General features: G+C 62.8%; 17 protein-coding genes and 1 other RNA gene. 12 read left to right on the top strand and 6 right to left on the bottom strand.

What is annotated here, in order from left to right; translation table 11 throughout:
• Positions 1-4: 4 nt before the first annotated feature.
• Positions 5-2,194, top strand: coding sequence for a primosomal protein N' (locus ABEB22_RS03530; RefSeq protein WP_406870830.1), 2,190 nt, complete (start codon positions 5-7; stop codon positions 2,192-2,194).
• 36 nt (positions 2,195-2,230) lie between these two features.
• Here ABEB22_RS03530 and ABEB22_RS03535 read toward each other — a convergent pair whose 3' ends face one another.
• From ABEB22_RS03535 to ABEB22_RS03555, 5 genes are all read right to left on the bottom strand, one after another.
• A complete protein-coding gene (locus tag ABEB22_RS03535) occupies positions 2,231-3,208 on the bottom strand; it encodes a glutathione S-transferase family protein (RefSeq protein WP_406870831.1) in 978 nt (325 codons plus the stop codon).
• Positions 3,198-4,013: a VOC family protein gene (locus ABEB22_RS03540; RefSeq protein ID WP_406870832.1), complete on the bottom strand. Its 816-nt coding sequence runs from the start codon at positions 4,011-4,013 to the stop codon at positions 3,198-3,200. Before ABEB22_RS03540 ends, ABEB22_RS03535 begins: the two co-directional genes overlap by 11 nt.
• A gap of 74 nt (positions 4,014-4,087) precedes the next feature.
• Positions 4,088-4,543, bottom strand: coding sequence for a DoxX family protein (locus ABEB22_RS03545; protein ID WP_339114231.1), 456 nt, complete (start codon positions 4,541-4,543; stop codon positions 4,088-4,090).
• A 155-nt stretch (positions 4,544-4,698) separates the two neighbouring features.
• Positions 4,699-5,238, bottom strand: coding sequence for a hypothetical protein (locus tag ABEB22_RS03550; RefSeq protein ID WP_406870833.1), 540 nt, complete (start codon positions 5,236-5,238; stop codon positions 4,699-4,701).
• A 60-nt stretch (positions 5,239-5,298) separates the two neighbouring features.
• A complete protein-coding gene (locus ABEB22_RS03555; RefSeq protein WP_339114229.1) occupies positions 5,299-6,081 on the bottom strand; it encodes an SDR family oxidoreductase in 783 nt (260 codons plus the stop codon).
• Between the two features lie 154 nt (positions 6,082-6,235).
• On the opposite strand from ABEB22_RS03555, the gene ffs reads away from it, so the two are divergent.
• The 11 genes from ffs to ABEB22_RS03610 all read left to right on the top strand — a co-directional run bounded on the left by ffs (position 6,236) and on the right by ABEB22_RS03610 (position 15,979).
• An RNA gene (gene ffs, locus ABEB22_RS03560) (signal recognition particle sRNA small type) lies at positions 6,236-6,334 on the top strand.
• A gap of 164 nt (positions 6,335-6,498) precedes the next feature.
• The gene (locus ABEB22_RS03565; RefSeq protein WP_406870834.1) at positions 6,499-7,710 is read left to right on the top strand and encodes an efflux RND transporter periplasmic adaptor subunit; all 1,212 of its coding nucleotides are present in this window, start codon (positions 6,499-6,501) and stop codon (positions 7,708-7,710) included.
• A gap of 10 nt (positions 7,711-7,720) precedes the next feature.
• The gene (locus ABEB22_RS03570) at positions 7,721-9,655 is read left to right on the top strand and encodes a MacB family efflux pump subunit (RefSeq protein ID WP_406870835.1); all 1,935 of its coding nucleotides are present in this window, start codon (positions 7,721-7,723) and stop codon (positions 9,653-9,655) included.
• Positions 9,656-9,737: 82 nt separating this feature from the next.
• A complete protein-coding gene (locus ABEB22_RS03575) occupies positions 9,738-11,603 on the top strand; it encodes a DNA polymerase III subunit gamma/tau (protein ID WP_350936326.1) in 1,866 nt (621 codons plus the stop codon).
• Between the two features lie 15 nt (positions 11,604-11,618).
• Entirely contained in the window at positions 11,619-11,972 is a 354-nt protein-coding gene (locus ABEB22_RS03580) for a YbaB/EbfC family nucleoid-associated protein (RefSeq protein ID WP_339114225.1), read from the top strand.
• A gap of 4 nt (positions 11,973-11,976) precedes the next feature.
• Positions 11,977-12,576, top strand: a complete 600-nt coding sequence (gene recR, locus ABEB22_RS03585) for a recombination mediator RecR (protein ID WP_339114224.1) — start codon at positions 11,977-11,979, stop codon at positions 12,574-12,576.
• On the top strand, positions 12,577-12,933 hold the full coding sequence (locus ABEB22_RS03590) for a TfoX/Sxy family protein (RefSeq protein ID WP_406870836.1): 357 nt from the start codon (positions 12,577-12,579) through the stop codon (positions 12,931-12,933). It begins immediately after the preceding gene.
• A gap of 58 nt (positions 12,934-12,991) precedes the next feature.
• Entirely contained in the window at positions 12,992-13,657 is a 666-nt protein-coding gene (locus ABEB22_RS03595; RefSeq protein WP_339114222.1) for a glutathione S-transferase family protein, read from the top strand.
• Positions 13,638-14,708 carry a tRNA epoxyqueuosine(34) reductase QueG gene (gene queG, locus ABEB22_RS03600; protein ID WP_406870837.1) on the top strand — a complete coding sequence of 357 codons (1,071 nt, stop codon included), beginning with the start codon at positions 13,638-13,640 and terminating at the stop codon, positions 14,706-14,708. Before ABEB22_RS03595 ends, queG begins: the two co-directional genes overlap by 20 nt.
• 29 nt (positions 14,709-14,737) lie before the next feature.
• The gene (locus ABEB22_RS03605; protein ID WP_406870838.1) at positions 14,738-15,679 is read left to right on the top strand and encodes a DMT family transporter; all 942 of its coding nucleotides are present in this window, start codon (positions 14,738-14,740) and stop codon (positions 15,677-15,679) included.
• A 105-nt stretch (positions 15,680-15,784) separates the two neighbouring features.
• Positions 15,785-15,979, top strand: a complete 195-nt coding sequence (locus ABEB22_RS03610; RefSeq protein ID WP_406870839.1) for a hypothetical protein — start codon at positions 15,785-15,787, stop codon at positions 15,977-15,979.
• 75 nt (positions 15,980-16,054) lie between these two features.
• Here ABEB22_RS03610 and ABEB22_RS03615 read toward each other — a convergent pair whose 3' ends face one another.
• Positions 16,055-16,924 carry a branched-chain amino acid aminotransferase gene (locus ABEB22_RS03615; protein WP_406870840.1) on the bottom strand — a complete coding sequence of 290 codons (870 nt, stop codon included), beginning with the start codon at positions 16,922-16,924 and terminating at the stop codon, positions 16,055-16,057.
• Between the last annotated feature and the right edge of the window lie 90 nt (positions 16,925-17,014).

Here is a 17,014-nt window from a genome sequence, read left to right on the forward strand (position 1 = left end):
CGCCATGAGCGGACAGGACTGGTTTGCGGACGGGGCGCGGGTCTCGGTGCTGACGGCGGAGCCTGTAGGGCGGCCGCTGGATTATCTTGCCCCCGAGGGCGGGTGTTGGGCGGGGGCTTTTGTCATGGTGCCTTTGGGGCCGCGCAAGGTTCTGGGCGTGGTCTGGGGCGCGGGAGATGGCGATTTTGCCGCAGCCAAATTGCGCCGCGTGCTGCAAGTGATGGATGTGCCGCCGATGAAAGCGGATATGCGGCAGTTCCTGATGCGGATGGCCGCCTATACGATGACACCGCTGCCGCAGGTGCTGCGTCTGGCGACCCGTGCTCCGGGGCTGTTCGATGCGCCGGGGTTGCGCAAGATCTACCGTCTGGGCGCGGGCGAGCCGCCACGGATGACCGATGCGCGGGCGCGGGTATTGGAGGTTCTGCGCGATCATGGTGGAGCGGGGTTCCAACTGGGTGAATTGGCCGCTTTGGCGGGGGTGACCACATCCGTTGTGAAGGGGATGCTGACCTCGGGGGCGGTTGTGGAGGCGGACGTGCCCCGCGATGCGCCGTTCGAGCGGCTTGATCCGTCCTTGCCCGGAAAGGTGCTCTCGGAGGCACAAAAAGCGGCTGTTGCACGGTTGGAGGATGGCTCGGGCGGGTTTGCACCGGTTCTGCTGAAAGGCGTCACAGGCTCGGGCAAGACGGAGGTCTATCTGGAGGCAGTGGCCGATTGTCTGCGGCAGGGGCGGCAGGCGCTGGTGCTTTTGCCCGAGATCGCCTTGTCCTCGGAGTTTCTGGCCCGCGTGGAGGCGCGCTTCGGGGCGAAGCCGGGCGAATGGCATTCGGGCGTGACCCAGACCGAGCGGCGGCGGCTGTGGAAGGCCACGGCCACGGGTGAGGTGCAGATGGTGGCGGGGGCCCGTTCGGCGCTATTCCTGCCCTTCCGTGACCTGGGATTGATCGTGGTCGATGAGGAACATGATACCTCCTACAAGCAGGAGGAGGGTGTCTTGTATAACGCCCGCGATATGGCGGTGTTGCGGGCCTCCCTTTGCGGGGCGCAGGTGGTGTTGGCTTCGGCCACACCATCGCTTGAGACCTGGGCCAATGCCGAGGCCGGCAAATATGCGCGGGTCGATCTGGGGGCGCGGTTTGGCGAATCGAAGCTGCCGGAGATGCGGCCCATCGATATGCGTAACGAGACCATCGAGAGCCAACACTGGATCGGGCCGACGCTGGTGGGCGCGGTGATCGAACGGGTCCGCCGTGGCGAGCAGGCGATGCTGTTTCTCAACCGTCGTGGTTATGCGCCGGTCACCATATGTCGGGCCTGCGGGCACCAGATCGGCTGTGAGCAGTGCGATGCGCGGATGGTGGAGCACCGGTTCCTCAAGCAGCTTGTCTGCCATCAATGCGGCGAGACGAAACCGATCCCTACACAATGCCCCAATTGTCGGGTCGAAGGGAAACTGGCCCCTGTGGGTCCGGGTGTCGAGCGTCTGGCCGAGGAGGTGCGCGAGCGCTTCCCCGACAGCCGGATGGCGGTGCTGTCCTCGGATCTGTTCACCACGGCGCGGGCGCTGAAGGAGGCGATTTCCGATATTGCCAATGGCGGGGCGGATATCATTATCGGCACGCAGATCGTGGCCAAGGGGCATAACTTCCCGAGACTGTCGCTCGTGGGGGTGATCGATGCCGATCTGGGGCTGCAGGGGTCGGACCTGCGCGCCGCCGAGCGCACCTTCCAGCTGATGCGGCAGGTCGCGGGCCGTGCGGGCCGCGCCGAGACCGAGGGGCTGGCGCTGTTGCAGACCTATCAGCCAGAGCATCCTGTGATCCGTGCGATCTTGGGTGGGGATGAGGAAGCCTTCTGGCGCGCCGAGGCCGCCCAGCGCCATGCGCAGCATGTGCCGCCCTATGGGCGGATGGCAGGCATCATCCTCTCGGGACCGGATCTGAAACCCTTATTTGACATCGGCGAGGCGCTGTCGCGTCAGTCGGGGCCTTTGCGCGAGATCGAGGCGACAGTCTATGGCCCCGCCCCTGCCCCCGTGGCGCGGGTGCGCGGGCGGCACCGCGTCCGGCTTCTGGTGAAGGCCGATAAGCGCGCGCCCTTGCAGGCAGCGCTGGCGCGTTGGGTCGCGCAGGTGCGCCTGCCCAATAATGTGCGCCTTGCCATCGATATCGACCCCCAGAGTTTCATGTGAAGCAGCGTTTCATGTGAAACCCGGCGGGTCGATAGATCAGTGACAACGGGCCTCGGCCAACAGCCGATAGCTGTCTTCCGGCCCTTTCGGCACGATCAGCGGCGGGTTGAGACGCTTGATCGAGTAATAGCCTGCCTTGATATGGTCGAGATCGACCGTTTCGGCCACGCCTGGCTGGTTCAGCATCCGCACCATATGCGCATAGAGCGCAGGATAATCGCGCAGCATCTTCAGGTTGGTCTTGAAGAGCCCGTGATAGGCCACATCAAAGCGGATCGAGGTCACGAAGATGCGGATATCGGTCTCGGTCAGACGGTCGCCATGGAACCACGGCCGGCCATCCGACAGCACGGTCTCCATCCGGTCCATCTCGGCAAAGACACCGGCCACGGCCTCGTCATAAGCCGCCTGAGAGCTGGCAAACCCCGCCTTATAGACCCCGTTATTATAGGCGTCATAGATGCGGGCAGTCTCGGCCTCGACATCCGCCTCGATATCCTCGGGGCGCAGGCGCGGGGTCTCGGGGGCGAGCCCTTCAAAGGCCGTGTCGAACATACGCACGATATCGGCGCTCTCGTTATTGACCAGAGTATCGGTCTTTGTATCCCAGAGCACCGGCACGGTCGCGCGGCCGGTATAATGCGCATCGGCACGGGTATAGAGTTCGTGCATAAAGGACGCGCCATGCAGGGGGTCTTTATCCGCCCCCTCGAAGCCGCCGAATTCCCAGCCCTGATCACCGAGGCGCGGATTGACCACTGTCACCTCGATGAACGCCTCCAGCTTCTTCAGCTTGCGGGCGATCAGCGTGCGCGAGGCCCAAGGGCAGATATAGGCCACATAGAGGTGGTAGCGCCCGGCTTCGGCCTTGTAGCCGCCCTGCCCCGTGGGGCCGGCCGCCCCATCGGGCGTGATCCAGTTGCGGAACCCCGAGACCTGCCGCACGAAGCGGCCCTTGTCATCGGCCTTCTGCACCGGCTGCCAGTCGGCAGTCCATTTGCCATCAACGAGCATTGGCCATCTCCTTTGTCTGCAATGTTACCGGCAGCCCCCAAGGGTCCACCAGCGTGGCCTCGCCACCGAGCCCGTCAATCTCCTTTGCCTCCCCGCGCAGGGTCAGCCCCGATAGGCCGGTGGCCGGACGGGAAACGGTCCCTGCCCCCCGGGAGTTCCAGATATTGGTGGCGATATGGTGGTGATAGCCCCCCCAGCCGAAGAACTTCGCACCGGGATAATCGGTCATCACCGAAAGGCCCAGACGGTCACCGTAGAACTCCATCGCGGGTGCGAGCCCGCCCACCTGCAGGTGCACATGGCCGATGGTCATCCCCTTGGGCGCGCCGGACCATTTGCCGGAGCGCTGGTTGTGCAGATCCTGCAGATCCAGCGGTTCGGTCACCATATGGATCTGGTCGCCCATACGGATCCACTTGTCGCGCGGACGGTCGACATAGACCTCGACGCCATTGCCTTCCGGATCGGCCAGATAGATCGCCTCGGACACCGAGTGATCGGAGGCGCCCTGCAAAGGCGCCCGACGCGCCACCGCGTTATCGAGCCAATCGGCCAGAGCGCGGCGCGAGGGCATCAGGAAGGCCGTATGGAACAGCCCCGCCTCGCGATGGCTGGCCTTGCGGGCCGCCTTATCCGTCCGCAGCTCCACCAGCACGTGGCCATCCGCGCCATAGCGGGCCACCGTGCCGTCCGATGACAGCCGCGCCAGACCCAGCACGTTTTCATAGAATGCGCCCACGGATTTCAGGTCGTGGACCGTCAGAACGACATGGCCGATTTCAATCGGTGCATCACTCGTTGCCATTTCAAACCTCCTGCCACCCGCGTGGCGTTACAGGTTGCGGGGAATGCGCTCCCCGCAAGCTTCAATCCAAGAATTCAGCGGCGGAACAGACGGCGCGTCGGGAAGATGGCGGCGGCACCGTCACCCAGCAGAGCCATCATGCCCATCACGGCGGCCCACATCACCGGATATTCCCAGCCGCCACCAGCATTCGAGAAGGTGAAACCGTTAGGGATATGCGCGGCAATCGCCGCCCCCAGCAGCACCGGCACGAAGAGCGCCGAGACGATGCGCGGCAGCACACCAAAGATCAGGGCCAGACCACCGAAGAACTCGGCCGCCATGGTCAGCAGACCAACCCAGCCCGGCAGACCGAGGCTCTGGAAATACCCGGCGGTGCCCGCAGGGGTGAAAACGAAATATTTGATCAGCCCGTGGGTCACAAACAGCGCACCCGTCGTCAGGCGCAGGCCGAAGATCCCCCAAGGGGCAAGGTTACGGTCGGCTGCAGGGGCATCATGGGCTGCGGTATTGAAAGCGATATGTGCCATTGTCTTGTCTCCATCCCCGGCGCGGCGTTCAGGCAGGAGGCCTGAGGCTCGGGGCCGGTAAGTTGCGGACCGTTTGTGCTGGCCCTTTCGATGAAGCCAATATGCGCTCCGTCCTTTGCCAATAAAATGGTCTTTAAATAGAAACACTATCCACATTATGTTCCCAATGTGCGTCTTTTGATTGTCTTGAGCACTCGCCGCCGGATCAGCCCGCTGACAGGCCGGATGACCATCCAGTAGCGCGCGAAATTCACCCGAGCCGCCTCATCCAGACAATAGATGCGCGTTCGCGTCGTCAGGCAGGCTTTGCCCTCACCTCCGATATGGTAGTGCAGTGCAAGTTTGACGGAGCCCGCTTGGTCATAGGTTTCGAAGGCCTGCAGATCCGCCAAGGGGTCCTGCCCGTAGCCTGCCTGCCAGAACCGCCCGACCATGCCGAACACGGCCTCTTGCGAGTGGCGGGCGAGTGGCGTGAAATTGTCCAGAGTGAAGGCGGGGCGGTCATGGGTCCTCCCCCGCAACCGTGCCCAGCCGCGTATCGGCGCTTCCCTGAGCGCGATCGCCCCGCGGAAGAACGCGTCATCTTCGGGCTTATAGACCAACGCCTCGGCCATGATACGGGAGGCAGGCGCATCTATCAGGATCGAATGGGTTTCCTGAAAATGGAAATCGGGGAGAATATTGTCGATCAGCATAAAAACTCCGGCCTGAACTGAACGCATCAATCCAGACCGGAGAAGATGTGGCAAGGGTCATCAGACCTCGATGGAGCCCACCGAGCCACCATCCACGCGCCAGTTGGCGCCGGTCACAAAGCTTGCGCGTTCCGAGCAGAGCATGGCGATCACGGGGGCCACCTCTTCGGCCTTGCCGCGACGCCCCAGTTTCAGGAAGGGACGTTCTTCCTTCAGGAAACTCTGGATCGCCTCGTCTTTCGACACGCCAAGCTCCTTCGAGCGTTTCTCCATCATCCCGTCAGTCATCGGCGTCTCGATGAAGGCAGGCGCCACGCAATTGGCCATCAGCCCTTTGGAGGAATGCGCAAGCGCGATGGATTTCGAGAAACTCAGCAGCGCCGATTTCGCACAGTTGTAAACCGTTTCATCGGCATAGGGCTGGGCCACGTTTTCCGAGGTCACAAAGACCATCCGGCCCCAGCCGCCCCTGATCATTGCAGGGCCCAGATGGCGGGCCAGACGGACAGCCGAGAGAAAATCGATATCGATCGCTTCTTTCCAGTCCTCTTCCGCCATCTGCAGCGGATCACCTTTGGCCCCCGTCACCCCTGTGGCATGAACCCAGATATCGAAATCGGTCCCGACCTTGCCAATGAATTCCTCGACACCTTCGGGCGTCGAGAGATCGCCCGCCACGGCTTTCGCGCCCAGCGGCTCGGCCACGGCATCGAGCTTTTCCTGATCGAGATCGGTCAGCACCAGATCGACCATTTCCTCGGCCAGAATCTTGGCGGTCTCGCGGCCCATGCCGCCCGAGGCTCCGGTAATAAGCGCACGGCGTCCCCTGATCTGTAGATCCATTTGAAATTCCTCCTGAGTAACTGCAGTTGGAAGGCCAACGCCACCGCCCCCGTCCCCTGTTCCAAGGGAACCGATCACGCGCACGCGAGCGCCGTCTGAAGCAGCATCGAAAACAAGACTTGCGAAAGCGACGCGGATTTTCTATATGCCCCCTCGAGAGGCTGGCGCGGGCGAGCGCCTCGCCAACCCGGTCAGGTCCGGAAGGAAGCAGCCGCAACGAGCCCCGCTTGGGTCGCTGTCCAGTCTCTCACCTTTTCTTCCCCGCTTCAGCTTGTCTTCAGGTGCATCCGCCACACCGTCTCCAAAGCCATATGGTCTTGGATCAGCTGATATTTGCGTGAATGTACGATTTCATCAGACAGATTTTGCCCCATACGGCGTTGAACGTGAAAGACGCATGGAGTGATGGACGGGCCTATGACGCAAAAATTGAAATCGGCACGCGTGAAAGTCGCTTCAGTGCTGGCCGTTATCGTGATTGCGGCGGGCCTTCTGGCGTGGTTCCATTCACGCAGCAATGCCGCCGAGGAAGCCGCGCCCCAGACTGTGGCCGTCAGCCGCGGTGATGTGCGTAAGACCGTGCTGGCGACCGGCCTGATCGAGGCCGATGATCTGGTGTCGGTCGGCGCGCGGACCTCGGGCCAGATCGAGACACTGGCCGTATCAGTCGGCGACGAGGTCAAGGAAGGCGATCTGATCGCGCAGATCGACAGCCTCGAACAGCAGAATGCCGTCGCACAGGCCAAGGCCGATCTGGACCAGATCGACGCCGAGATCACCTCGAAACAGGCCGAGATCAAGGTCGCGCAACTGGATGTAACCCGCCAGTCCGGGCTGAATTCGCAAAAGCTCTCGGCCACGTCCGATCTTGAAACAGCCGAGGCCACGCTCGAGATGGCCAAGGCGGGGCTGGTCTCGCTTCAGGCGCAACGCGCCCGCGCCGTGATCGAGGTCTCCTCGGCCGAGCTGGATCTCGACCGCACCAAGATCACCGCGCCTATCGACGGCACCGTCGTGGCCGTGGTCAATGGCGAGGGCACCACCGTGAACGCCTCGCAGGATGCGCCGACCATCGTCAAACTCGCCAAGCTCGACAAGATGCAGATCAAGGCCGAGATCTCCGAAGCGGATGTGATCAATGTCAAAGCGGGCCAGAAGGTCGAGTTCTCGCTTCTGGGCGATCCGGACCAGACCTATGAGGCGACGCTCGACAAGGTCGAGCCCGCGCCGTCTTCCATCGAGGATGATGACGAGATCGATACCGATAGCGCGATCTATTACGATGCGCTGTTCACCGTGGACAATCCCGATGGCCTGCTCAGGATCGGCATGTCGGCCAATGTGACGATCATCATCGACGAGGCCGATAACGCGCTGACGCTCCCCGTCTCGTCGCTGCCGCCCAAGGGGCCAGACGGGAAATACCGCGTGCAGGTGATGGGCGCTGACGGCAAACCGGCCATGCGCGAGATCACCGTGGGGCTCGAGGACCAAACCACTGCCGCCATCACCGACGGGTTGACCGAGGGCGATAAGGTCGTGGCCATGCAGGCGCCTTCCGGCCCGCCCCCTTCGGCCAGCAGCGACCGTGGTGGTCCGGGTGGTCCGCCGCCGATGATGGGCATGTAAGGGGCGTCTCATGGCATTGATCGAACTGAAGAATATCCGCCGTAGCTTTGCTGCGGGCGACCAGGAAGTGACCGTCCTGCATGGCGTCGATCTGAAGATCGAAGCGGGTGAGATGGTCTCTATCATCGGGCAATCGGGCTCGGGCAAATCGACGCTGATGAACATTCTCGGCTGTCTCGACCGTCCGAATGAGGGCAGCTATCTTTTTGACGGTGCCGAGGTGGGCCGGATGGCCGACGAGGATCTGGCCGAGCTGCGTCGGGCGCATTTCGGCTTCATCTTCCAGCGTTACCAATTGATGCCCGAACTCGATGCGGTGGAAAACGCCGAGATCCCCGCCGTTTACCGTGGCATGTCGCGGGGCGCGCGCCGCAAGCGTGCGCAGGACCTGCTGACGCGGCTAGGCTTGGGCGAGCGCCTTGGCAACCGCCCCGGTGCGCTTTCGGGCGGGCAGCAACAGCGGGTCTCGGTAGCCCGCGCACTGATGAATGGCGGCGAGGTGATCCTGGCAGATGAGCCCACCGGTGCGCTTGACAGCCAGTCGGGCAAAGAGCTGATGGCCCTCTTGCAGGAGCTTCATGCCGAGGGCCATACGGTCATCATCGTCACCCATGACCCCGAGATCGCCGCCCAGACCGAACGCGTGATCGAGATCCGCGACGGGCGCATCATCGACGATACCCGCAAGGTGCCGCATCACTCGGGAGCGCGCATCACGCCGCCTTCCGAAGGCGCGGGGGGCTTTGGCGTCTGGCTCGACCGGTTGCGCGAGGCAGCTCGCATGGCGATGAAGTCCATCGCCGCCCATAAGCTGCGGTCCTTCCTGACCATGCTCGGGATCATCATCGGCATCACCTCCGTGGTGTCCGTGGTGGCGCTGGGGAATGGCTCGCAACAGAAGGTGCTGGAAAACATCGCCTCCATCGGCACCTCCACCATCTCGATCCGTCCGGGCACGGGCTTTGGCGACAGGCGCGCCAATCGGGTGGAAACGCTGGTGGGCTCTGATGCCACGGCGCTCGAAAGCCTCGATGTTGCGCAAAGCGTCTCGCCCGAAGTATCGGAGACCGCCAATGTGATCCACGGCAATGTCACCGCCTCGGCCTCGGTCAACGGGGTGACGGCGGGTTATTTCGACCTGGGCGCCTATACGGTGACCAAGGGCGCAGTCTTTGACGAAAGCGACGTCACCAACCGCACCCAGGTCGCGGTGCTTGATGCGGACGCCGCCGAGACCTTCTTTGGCACCGACAACCCCATCGGCCAGCGCGTACTGATCGGGCGCATCCCGCTGCAGGTGATCGGTGTAGTGGAAAGCTCGGGCGCGAGTTTCGGGCCGCAATCGATCAAGATCTTCACCCCCTATACCACCATGATGGTGCGGGTGACCGGCGCCGATACGGTCGATTCGATCACCGTGCAGGTGAAGGATGGCGCCGATATGGATCAGGCCGAAACCGCAATCAACAACCTGCTGGAACAGCGCCACGGCACGGTCGATTTCTTCCTGCGCAATTCCGACACGATTCGTGAAACGATCCAGTCCACCTCGCAAACGCTAACCTATTTGATCTCGGCGATTGCAGTGATCTCGCTCATCGTGGGCGGCATCGGCGTGATGAACATCATGCTGGTCTCGGTGACCGAGCGCACGAAGGAGATCGGCATCCGTAAGGCGGTGGGTGCGCGACGGTCCGACATCACAGCGCAATTTCTGATCGAAGCGGTGATGGTCTGCATATTAGGCGGGGCGCTAGGGGTCGCCTTGGCGTTTGGTATCGGTGAGGTCATCACCATTGTCTCGCCCAGCACGCGGCTCGTCTATTCGGGGGTCACGATCGCTGCGGCCTTCACCTCGGCCACGCTGATCGGGATCGTCTTCGGCTACCTGCCTGCCCGTTCGGCCTCGCGGCTTGATCCGGTGGTGGCGCTCGCACGCGAATAGCCCGCGACGAGGGAGAACACATCATCGCACCTTGCCCGCGGGCGGCCCAATCCCTAGATTGGCGCCAACCAAAGGAGAGGTCATGACAGACGCGATGGGAACCGACGCCCCCGAAAAAGGCGGCTATCAGGTTCTGGCCCGTAAATACCGCCCCGCCACCTTTGCCGATCTGATCGGTCAGGAGGCGATGGTGCGCACGTTGAAAAACGCTTTTGCGGCGGACCGGATCGCGCATGCCTTTGTCATGACGGGCATCCGCGGTGTTGGCAAAACCACCACCGCGCGGATCATCGCCAAGGGGCTGAACTGTATCGGTGCAGATGGCCAAAGCGGCCCCACTACCGAACCCTGTGGCGTCTGCGAGCATTGCCGCGCGATTACAGACGGCCGCCATGTCGATGTGATGGAGATGGACGCGGCCTCCCGCACCGGCGTGGATGATATCCGCGAGATCATCGAGAGCGTGCATTACCGTGCGGCCTCGGCCCGCTACAAAGTCTATATTATCGACGAAGTCCACATGCTCTCGACCAACGCCTTCAACGCGCTGTTGAAGACGCTGGAAGAGCCGCCCGCGCATGTGAAATTCATCTTTGCCACGACCGAGATCCGCAAGGTGCCCGTCACCGTGCTCTCGCGCTGCCAGCGGTTCGACCTGCGCCGGATCGAGCCGGAGGTGATGATCGACTATCTCACCAAGGTGGCTGCCAAGGAAAACGCCCAGATCAACGCCGATGCGCTGGCGCTGATTGCCCGCGCCGCCGAAGGCTCGGCGCGCGATGCGATGTCGCTGATGGATCAGGCCATCTCGCATGGCGCGGGCGAGACCACCGCCGATCAGGTCCGTGCAATGCTGGGGCTTGCCGACCGTGGCCGTGTGCTCGATCTCTTCGACATGATCCTCAAGGGCGATGCCGCAGGCGCTTTGACCGAGATCGCGGGGCAATATGCCGATGGCGCCGATCCGATGGCGATCCTGCGCGATCTGGCCGAGATCACCCATTGGGTCTCGGTGATCAAGATCACGCCCGATGCCGCCGAAGACCCGACCATCCCCCCCGACGAGCGTGACCGTGGCATGGGCATGGCCGAGAAGATCCCGATGCGGGTGTTGACGCGGCTCTGGCAGATGCTCCTGAAGGCTATCGAGGAGGTCTCCTCGGCCCCCAACGCCATGATGGCCGCCGAGATGGCGGTGATCCGCGTGACCCATGTGGCCGACCTTCCCGACCCCGAGGCGCTCTTGCGCCGCATTCAGGACGGGCCGGGGGTAAAGCCCCCCACGGGTGGTGGTGGCGCGGGCGGAGGTGCCCCTGCGGGTGGCGCTCCTTCTGGTGGCATGGGTGGCGCTGCGCCCTCGGGCGGGCCGGTGCACGGACCGACCATGTCCGGCAATGGTCAGGTGATGGCGATCCATCCCTATGCCACCACGATGCGGGCGCGCTTCGGCCAGCCCATTGTGGCCGCAGGCAATCTGGCGCTGGCCCAGCAGCCCTCTGCCGAGGAAGCGTTGGCACGGTTCGACACATTCGAGAAGGTCGTCGACCTGATCCGCCGGATGCGCGACATGACGCTGCTGATGGATGTGGAAAACGGGCTGCGCCTCGTGCGCTATCGCCCGGGCCTCATCGAGTTCCAGCCCGCAGAACGCGCACCAACATCGCTGGCCGCCCATCTGGCGCAACGTCTCCAAAACTGGACGGGACAACGCTGGGGCGTGTCGGTTGTCAACGAGGGTGGCGCCGAGACCATTGCCGAGATGCGCGATGCCGACCGGCGCATCGCAGAGAAAGCCGCAATGGACAACCCTCTGGTGCAGGCGATCTTTGCCACATTCGAGGGCGTGAAATTCGAGAAGATCACCTCTTCGGAGGAGATCGCGCAAGAGATGCAGGACACCGTCCTGCACGAAGTCGAAGATGAATGGGATCCCTTCGAGGATCACTGAGAAAGGAGAACCCCGATGTTCAAAGGTATGGGCGGCCTGGGCGGTCTTGGCGACATGGCCAAGATGATGAAACAGGCCAAGGAAATGCAGGAACGCGTGCAGGGCCTGCAGGAAGAGATGCAGAAGATCGAGGTCACCGGTGAAGCCGGCATGGGCCTTGTGAAGGTGCGCGCCGCCGTTTCGGGCGATCTTCTTGGGCTCGATATCGACCCTTCGATCCTCGTGGCCTCCGAGAAAGAGGTGGTCGAGGACCTGATCATGGCAGCGATCAAGGATGCGCAATCGCGTGCCAAGGTCCGCGCGCAGGAAGAGCAGAAAAAGATGCTGCAGGATATGGGTCTTCCGGCCGATATGAACCTGCCTATCTGACCTGATGGCCGGGCCCCGCGACGAAATCGAGGCGCTGATTGCGCTGATGTCCCGCCTGCCGGGCCTCGGGCCGCGATCCGCGCGGCGCGCCGTGCTGCATATGCTCACGCGGCGCGAGGGGCTGATGGCGCCTCTGTCGCGGGCAATGGGCGAGGTGGCGGCGCATGCCCGCGAATGCACCATCTGTGGCAATATCGGAACGGGCGAGATCTGCGAGATCTGCACCGATCCGCGCCGCGCCACCGGCGAGATCTGCGTCGTGGAAAGCGTGGCCGATCTCTGGGCCATGGAGCGCGGTCAGGCTTTCAAGGGGCGCTACCATGTGCTGGGCGGCACGCTCTCGGCGCTCGATAGCGTAGGCCCCGACGAGCTGGGCATCCCCAAACTTCTCGACCGGATCAGCGCGGAGAACGTGACCGAGGTGATCCTGGCGCTCAACGCCACGATCGAGGGTCAGACCACCGCCCATTATATCGCCGAGGCGCTGGAGGCGCGCGAGATCAATGTCAGCACGCTGGCGCAGGGCGTGCCGATTGGCGGCGAGCTGGATTATCTCGATGACGGCACCATCGGCGCGGCGCTGAAAGCCCGCCGCAAGTTCTAGATGCCTGTCTCTCCCGATATCGAGCTGCTCCTGCGCGAACAGCTTGAGGGCCGCGTCCATACGAAGCGGATGTTTGGCGGCTATGGCGTCTATACGGATGTCAAATGCGTGGCCTTCCTGATCAATGACGCGCTGTTCCTGCGCCCCCTGCCCGAAATCGGCGCCTATATCGAGGGCACGGGCCACGATCCCGTCAAGGACAGCCCTGTGAAAGGCGCGCAGGGCTATTACCGGATCGACCCCGATCTGTGGGAGGACGGGGACTGGCTGATGGGGCTGATCCGCACGGCCCATGAGGCGATCCCCGCCCCCAAACCGAAAAAACCGAAAAAACGCCGCGAATCAGGCAAGGATTGAACAGTCCCGCATTCCCGCGTATCACCGGATCTGCCCCCAACCGCCAGAAGAGGTGAAGATGAACCGGCTCTACCATATGACGCTGTCGCCCTATTGCCGTAAAGTGCGCCTGACGCTTGCGGAAAAGCGGATGGAAGTCGAGCTGGTCGAAGAGCGGTATTGGGAGAAATCCAACGATCTGATGCGCCGTAACCCTGCCGGAAAAGTGCCGATCCTGCGCTATGAGGGCATGCTGATGACCGAAAGCCAGGCCATCTGCGAGTTCCTCGACGAGATCGCCCCCGAGCCGCGCCTGCTTCCGCAAGATGCGATGGGCCGCTACGAGGTGCGCCGCCTGTGCAGCTGGTTCGATGACAAGTTCAACGCGGAGGTCTCCGGCCCCATCATGAACGAGCGCGTCTGGAAGAAGGTGCGCAAGGAGGGCTATCCCGACAGCCGCACGGTCAAGGGGGGCCTGGCCGCGATCAAATACCATATCGATTACATGGACTGGCTCCTCAACGAGCGCCGCTGGCTTGCGGGCGATATGATGTCTCTGGCCGATTTCACCGCCGCCGCGCATCTGAGCTGCCTCGATTACATCTCGGATGTGGACTGGAACCGCTCGCGCAATGTGAAGGACTGGTACGCCAAGATCAAATCGCGCCCCGCCTTCCGCTCGCTTCTGGCCGACCAGCTTCCGGGGATGCGGCCCAGCCCGCAATATGCCGAGCTTGACTTCTGATCCCTATGCCCGGCTGAAGGAGCGCCTGAACGCACAGGCGCTGGCCGAAGGGTTCTCCAAGATGGGCATCACCCGCCCCGATGCGATCCCCGAGGCGATGGAGCGCCTGCGCGCCTTTGTCGAGGCGGGCTATCACGGCGATATGGGCTGGATGGAAGAGCGCATGAACTGGCGCGGCGCGCCCGATGCGCTCTGGCCCGAGGCGCAATCAATCATCATGCTGGCCGAGACCTATACGCCGGACCACGACCCGATGGAGGTCCTGAACCACCCCGAACAGGGCGGGATCTCGGTCTATGCGCAGGGCAAGGATTACCATGATCTGGTGAAAAAGCGGCTCAAACGCGTGGGCCGCTGGCTGATGGACGAGGCAGCAACGCTGGGCGATGATCCGCAGATCAAGGTGTTTGTCGATACCGCCCCCGTGATGGAAAAGCCCTTGGCACAGGCGGCAGGGCTCGGCTGGCAGGGCAAACATACCAACCTTCTGGGGCGCGATCTGGGATCGTGGTTCTTTCTGGGGGCGATCTTCACGACGATCCCCTTGACGCCCGATGCGCCCGATACCGGCCATTGCGGCTCGTGCCGCGCCTGTCTGGATGCCTGCCCCACCAATGCCTTCCCCGCACCCTATCGACTGGATGCGCGTCGCTGCATCTCCTATCTGACGATCGAGCATAAGGGCCCCGTGCCCCATGATCTGCGCGCCATGATGGGCAATAGGATCTATGGTTGCGATGACTGTCTGGCCGCCTGTCCATGGAACAAGTTTGCCGCCGAGGCGCGCGAGATGCGCTATCACGGCCCCCACCGCGCGCCCGATCTGGCCGATCTGGCAGCCCTCAATGACACAGCCTTCCGCGAGCGGTTTTCCGGCTCGCCCATCAAGCGCATCGGGCGCAACCGGATGGTGCGCAATGTGCTTTACGCGATGGGCAATTCCGGCAGGCGCGACTTTATCGGGCAGGTGCAGGAGCTTACGCAGGATGCGGATGAAACTGTCAGCGATGCAGCGCATTGGGCCTTGGAACAGCTGAAGAAAGCGTGCTAGCCAAGCTTAGTATTCCAAGGACCGCGCCCATGCCCGACAGTTCCGACGCCCAGCTTTCTCCCCTAACAGGTATCGTCCTCAAGACCGTCTCCGTGTTGGCGTTTATCGTGATGTCCTCGCTGATCAAGGCCACGGCCGATACGGTCCCTGCGGGCGAGACGGTGTTCTTCCGGTCCTTCTTCGCCATTCCGGTGATCGTGGTCTGGCTGGCCATGCGCGGTCAGTTGCGGGTGGGCTTTCAGGTCGCCAGTCCCTTGGGCCATTTCTGGCGCGGGATCGCGGGCACAGCGGCGATGGCACTGAACTTCGCGGCCCTCGGTCTCCTGCCCCTGCCCGAGCTGACCGCGATTACCTATGCCACACCCCTTCTGGTGGTCATCCTTGCCTCGATGTTTCTGGGCGAGGAGGTAAGGGTGTTCCGTCTGACCACCGTGGCCATCGGTCTAGCGGGTGTGCTGATTGTGCTCTACCCCAATCTGGGTGATCTGGGCGAGACCTCGGATGCGCAGGCCTTCGGGGCGATGATGGCGCTGACCGGCGCGCTTTGTGCCGCACTGGCGCAGGTCTTCATCCGCAAGATCGTGGCCACCGAGCGGACCTCGGCCATCGTCTTCTGGTTCACCATCACCTCGACCGTGCTGTCGCTGGTCACCATTCCCTTCGGCTGGGTCCTGCCGAGCCTGCGGGACACAAGCTTCCTGATCCTCGCGGGGCTTCTGGGCGGTGTGGGGCAGATCCTGCTGACTTCGGCCTACCGTTTCGCGCCGGCCTCGATCGTCGCGCCCTTCGATTACGCCTCGATGATCTTCGCGCTTATCATCGGCTTCGTCTTCTTCTCCGAGATCCCCACCAGCATGACACTGATCGGGGCGGCTGTGATCATCTTTGCGGGCATCCTGATCATATGGCGCGAGCGCCAGCTGGGCCTGCAGCGCGACCGCCAGCGCAAGGCCCAGACCCCACAGGGCTGAGCGTTCTTTGCGATCATGGTTTCCCGCCGATCAACCTTCGGGAAAATTAATTCCGATACGGACCTTTTTCGTGCTATGGTCACGGCGGGGAAGGAGGACCCTGCTATGACCAAACATGTTCTGGACCATATCCCGACACGCACCGACAACAGCCGCTGCCGCCGGTTCCTGAAGCTCGATCTTGACGGGCAGATGGCGCGCAATACCCGCGCCCTTCTGCAGCGCCCGCGCAAATCCAACGCACAGCAACAGGTGATGCATTTCATGCGGATCGCCCATCACGGGCTCGGCACTGTGTGACGCAAAGACGGGTTGACGCAAAGATAAAAGGCGCATCGGGGAGGATGCGCCTTTTTTCAATTGCGGGAGTGTCGATCAGCTGCGCACCAGCGCCTCATAGGCATCCGAGAGCGCCCGTGCCACCGGCCCCACCGTGAAGGTGGTCTCGCCGATCTGGGCCACGGGGGTCACCTCGGCGGCCGTGCCGGTCAGGAAGCACTCGTCGAACGAGGGCAGTTCCAGCGGGTTGATCCGGCGCTCATGCACGGTGATCCCCTTCTCGCGCGCCAAGACGATGATGGTCTGGCGGGTCAGCCCGTTCAGGAAGCAATCTGCGAGCGGCGTGTGGATCTCGCCATCCTTGACGAAGAAGATATTGGCGCCGGTGGCCTCAGCCACATTGCCGCGCCAGTCGAGGAACAGCGCATCCGAGCAGCCCTTGGCTTCGGCGGCATGTTTGGACATGGTGCAGATCATATAAAGACCCGAGGCCTTGGCCTGCACCGGAATGGTGCGCGGGTCGGGACGCGCCCATTTCGCGATATCAAGCTTGGCGCCCTCCCATTTGGCATCGCCGTAATAGCTGCCCCATTCCCATGCGATCACCGCCACCTGCACCGGATTGCGCGCAGCCGATACGCCCATATCCAGCCCCGCGCCGCGGAAGGCCACCGCCCGCACATAGGCATCCGACCAGCCATTGGCCTCGAGCACCGCATATTTCGCGGCATCGAGCTCTTCCGGCGTATAGGGGATCTCCATATCGATCAGGCGGCCCGACTCGATCAGACGCTCCGAATGCGCGCGGCATTTGAAGATCTTGCCATTATAACAGCGCTCACCCTCGAAAACGGAGGAGGCATAATGCATGGCATGGCTGAGGATATGGACCTTGGCATCGCGCCAGTCGACCAGCCGGCCATCCATCCAGATCTTTCCATCGCGATCATCATAAGCACCGGCCATTTCAACCTCCTGTCCTAGCTTACTTTTCATTAGTTGCGATATTGTGATCTATAAAATCACAAAATTACGCAAAACATGCCGATCCGCTAC

Origin of the sequence: Thioclava sp. 'Guangxiensis', from assembly GCF_045348365.1 — a bacterium.
GTDB classification, from domain to species: Bacteria; Pseudomonadota; Alphaproteobacteria; order Rhodobacterales; family Rhodobacteraceae; genus Thioclava; species Thioclava kandeliae.

What these genes read in the sequence shown, in the direction of transcription:
- ABEB22_RS03530 (WP_406870830.1), top strand. Translation starts at nt 5, where the DNA reads ATGAGCGGACAGGACTGGTTTGCGGACGGGGCGCGGGTCTCGGTGCTG.
- ABEB22_RS03535 (WP_406870831.1), bottom strand. Translation starts at nt 3,208, where the DNA reads ATGCTCGTTGATGGCAAATGGACTGCCGACTGGCAGCCGGTGCAGAAG.
- ABEB22_RS03540 (WP_406870832.1), bottom strand. Translation starts at nt 4,013, where the DNA reads ATGGCAACGAGTGATGCACCGATTGAAATCGGCCATGTCGTTCTGACG.
- ABEB22_RS03545 (WP_339114231.1), bottom strand. Translation starts at nt 4,543, where the DNA reads ATGGCACATATCGCTTTCAATACCGCAGCCCATGATGCCCCTGCAGCC.
- ABEB22_RS03550 (WP_406870833.1), bottom strand. Translation starts at nt 5,238, where the DNA reads ATGCTGATCGACAATATTCTCCCCGATTTCCATTTTCAGGAAACCCAT.
- ABEB22_RS03555 (WP_339114229.1), bottom strand. Translation starts at nt 6,081, where the DNA reads ATGGATCTACAGATCAGGGGACGCCGTGCGCTTATTACCGGAGCCTCG.
- ABEB22_RS03565 (WP_406870834.1), top strand. Translation starts at nt 6,499, where the DNA reads ATGACGCAAAAATTGAAATCGGCACGCGTGAAAGTCGCTTCAGTGCTG.
- ABEB22_RS03570 (WP_406870835.1), top strand. Translation starts at nt 7,721, where the DNA reads ATGGCATTGATCGAACTGAAGAATATCCGCCGTAGCTTTGCTGCGGGC.
- ABEB22_RS03575 (WP_350936326.1), top strand. Translation starts at nt 9,738, where the DNA reads ATGACAGACGCGATGGGAACCGACGCCCCCGAAAAAGGCGGCTATCAG.
- ABEB22_RS03580 (WP_339114225.1), top strand. Translation starts at nt 11,619, where the DNA reads ATGTTCAAAGGTATGGGCGGCCTGGGCGGTCTTGGCGACATGGCCAAG.
- recR (WP_339114224.1), top strand. Translation starts at nt 11,977, where the DNA reads ATGGCCGGGCCCCGCGACGAAATCGAGGCGCTGATTGCGCTGATGTCC.
- ABEB22_RS03590 (WP_406870836.1), top strand. Translation starts at nt 12,577, where the DNA reads ATGCCTGTCTCTCCCGATATCGAGCTGCTCCTGCGCGAACAGCTTGAG.
- ABEB22_RS03595 (WP_339114222.1), top strand. Translation starts at nt 12,992, where the DNA reads ATGAACCGGCTCTACCATATGACGCTGTCGCCCTATTGCCGTAAAGTG.
- queG (WP_406870837.1), top strand. Translation starts at nt 13,638, where the DNA reads ATGCCGAGCTTGACTTCTGATCCCTATGCCCGGCTGAAGGAGCGCCTG.
- ABEB22_RS03605 (WP_406870838.1), top strand. Translation starts at nt 14,738, where the DNA reads ATGCCCGACAGTTCCGACGCCCAGCTTTCTCCCCTAACAGGTATCGTC.
- ABEB22_RS03610 (WP_406870839.1), top strand. Translation starts at nt 15,785, where the DNA reads ATGACCAAACATGTTCTGGACCATATCCCGACACGCACCGACAACAGC.
- ABEB22_RS03615 (WP_406870840.1), bottom strand. Translation starts at nt 16,924, where the DNA reads ATGGCCGGTGCTTATGATGATCGCGATGGAAAGATCTGGATGGATGGC.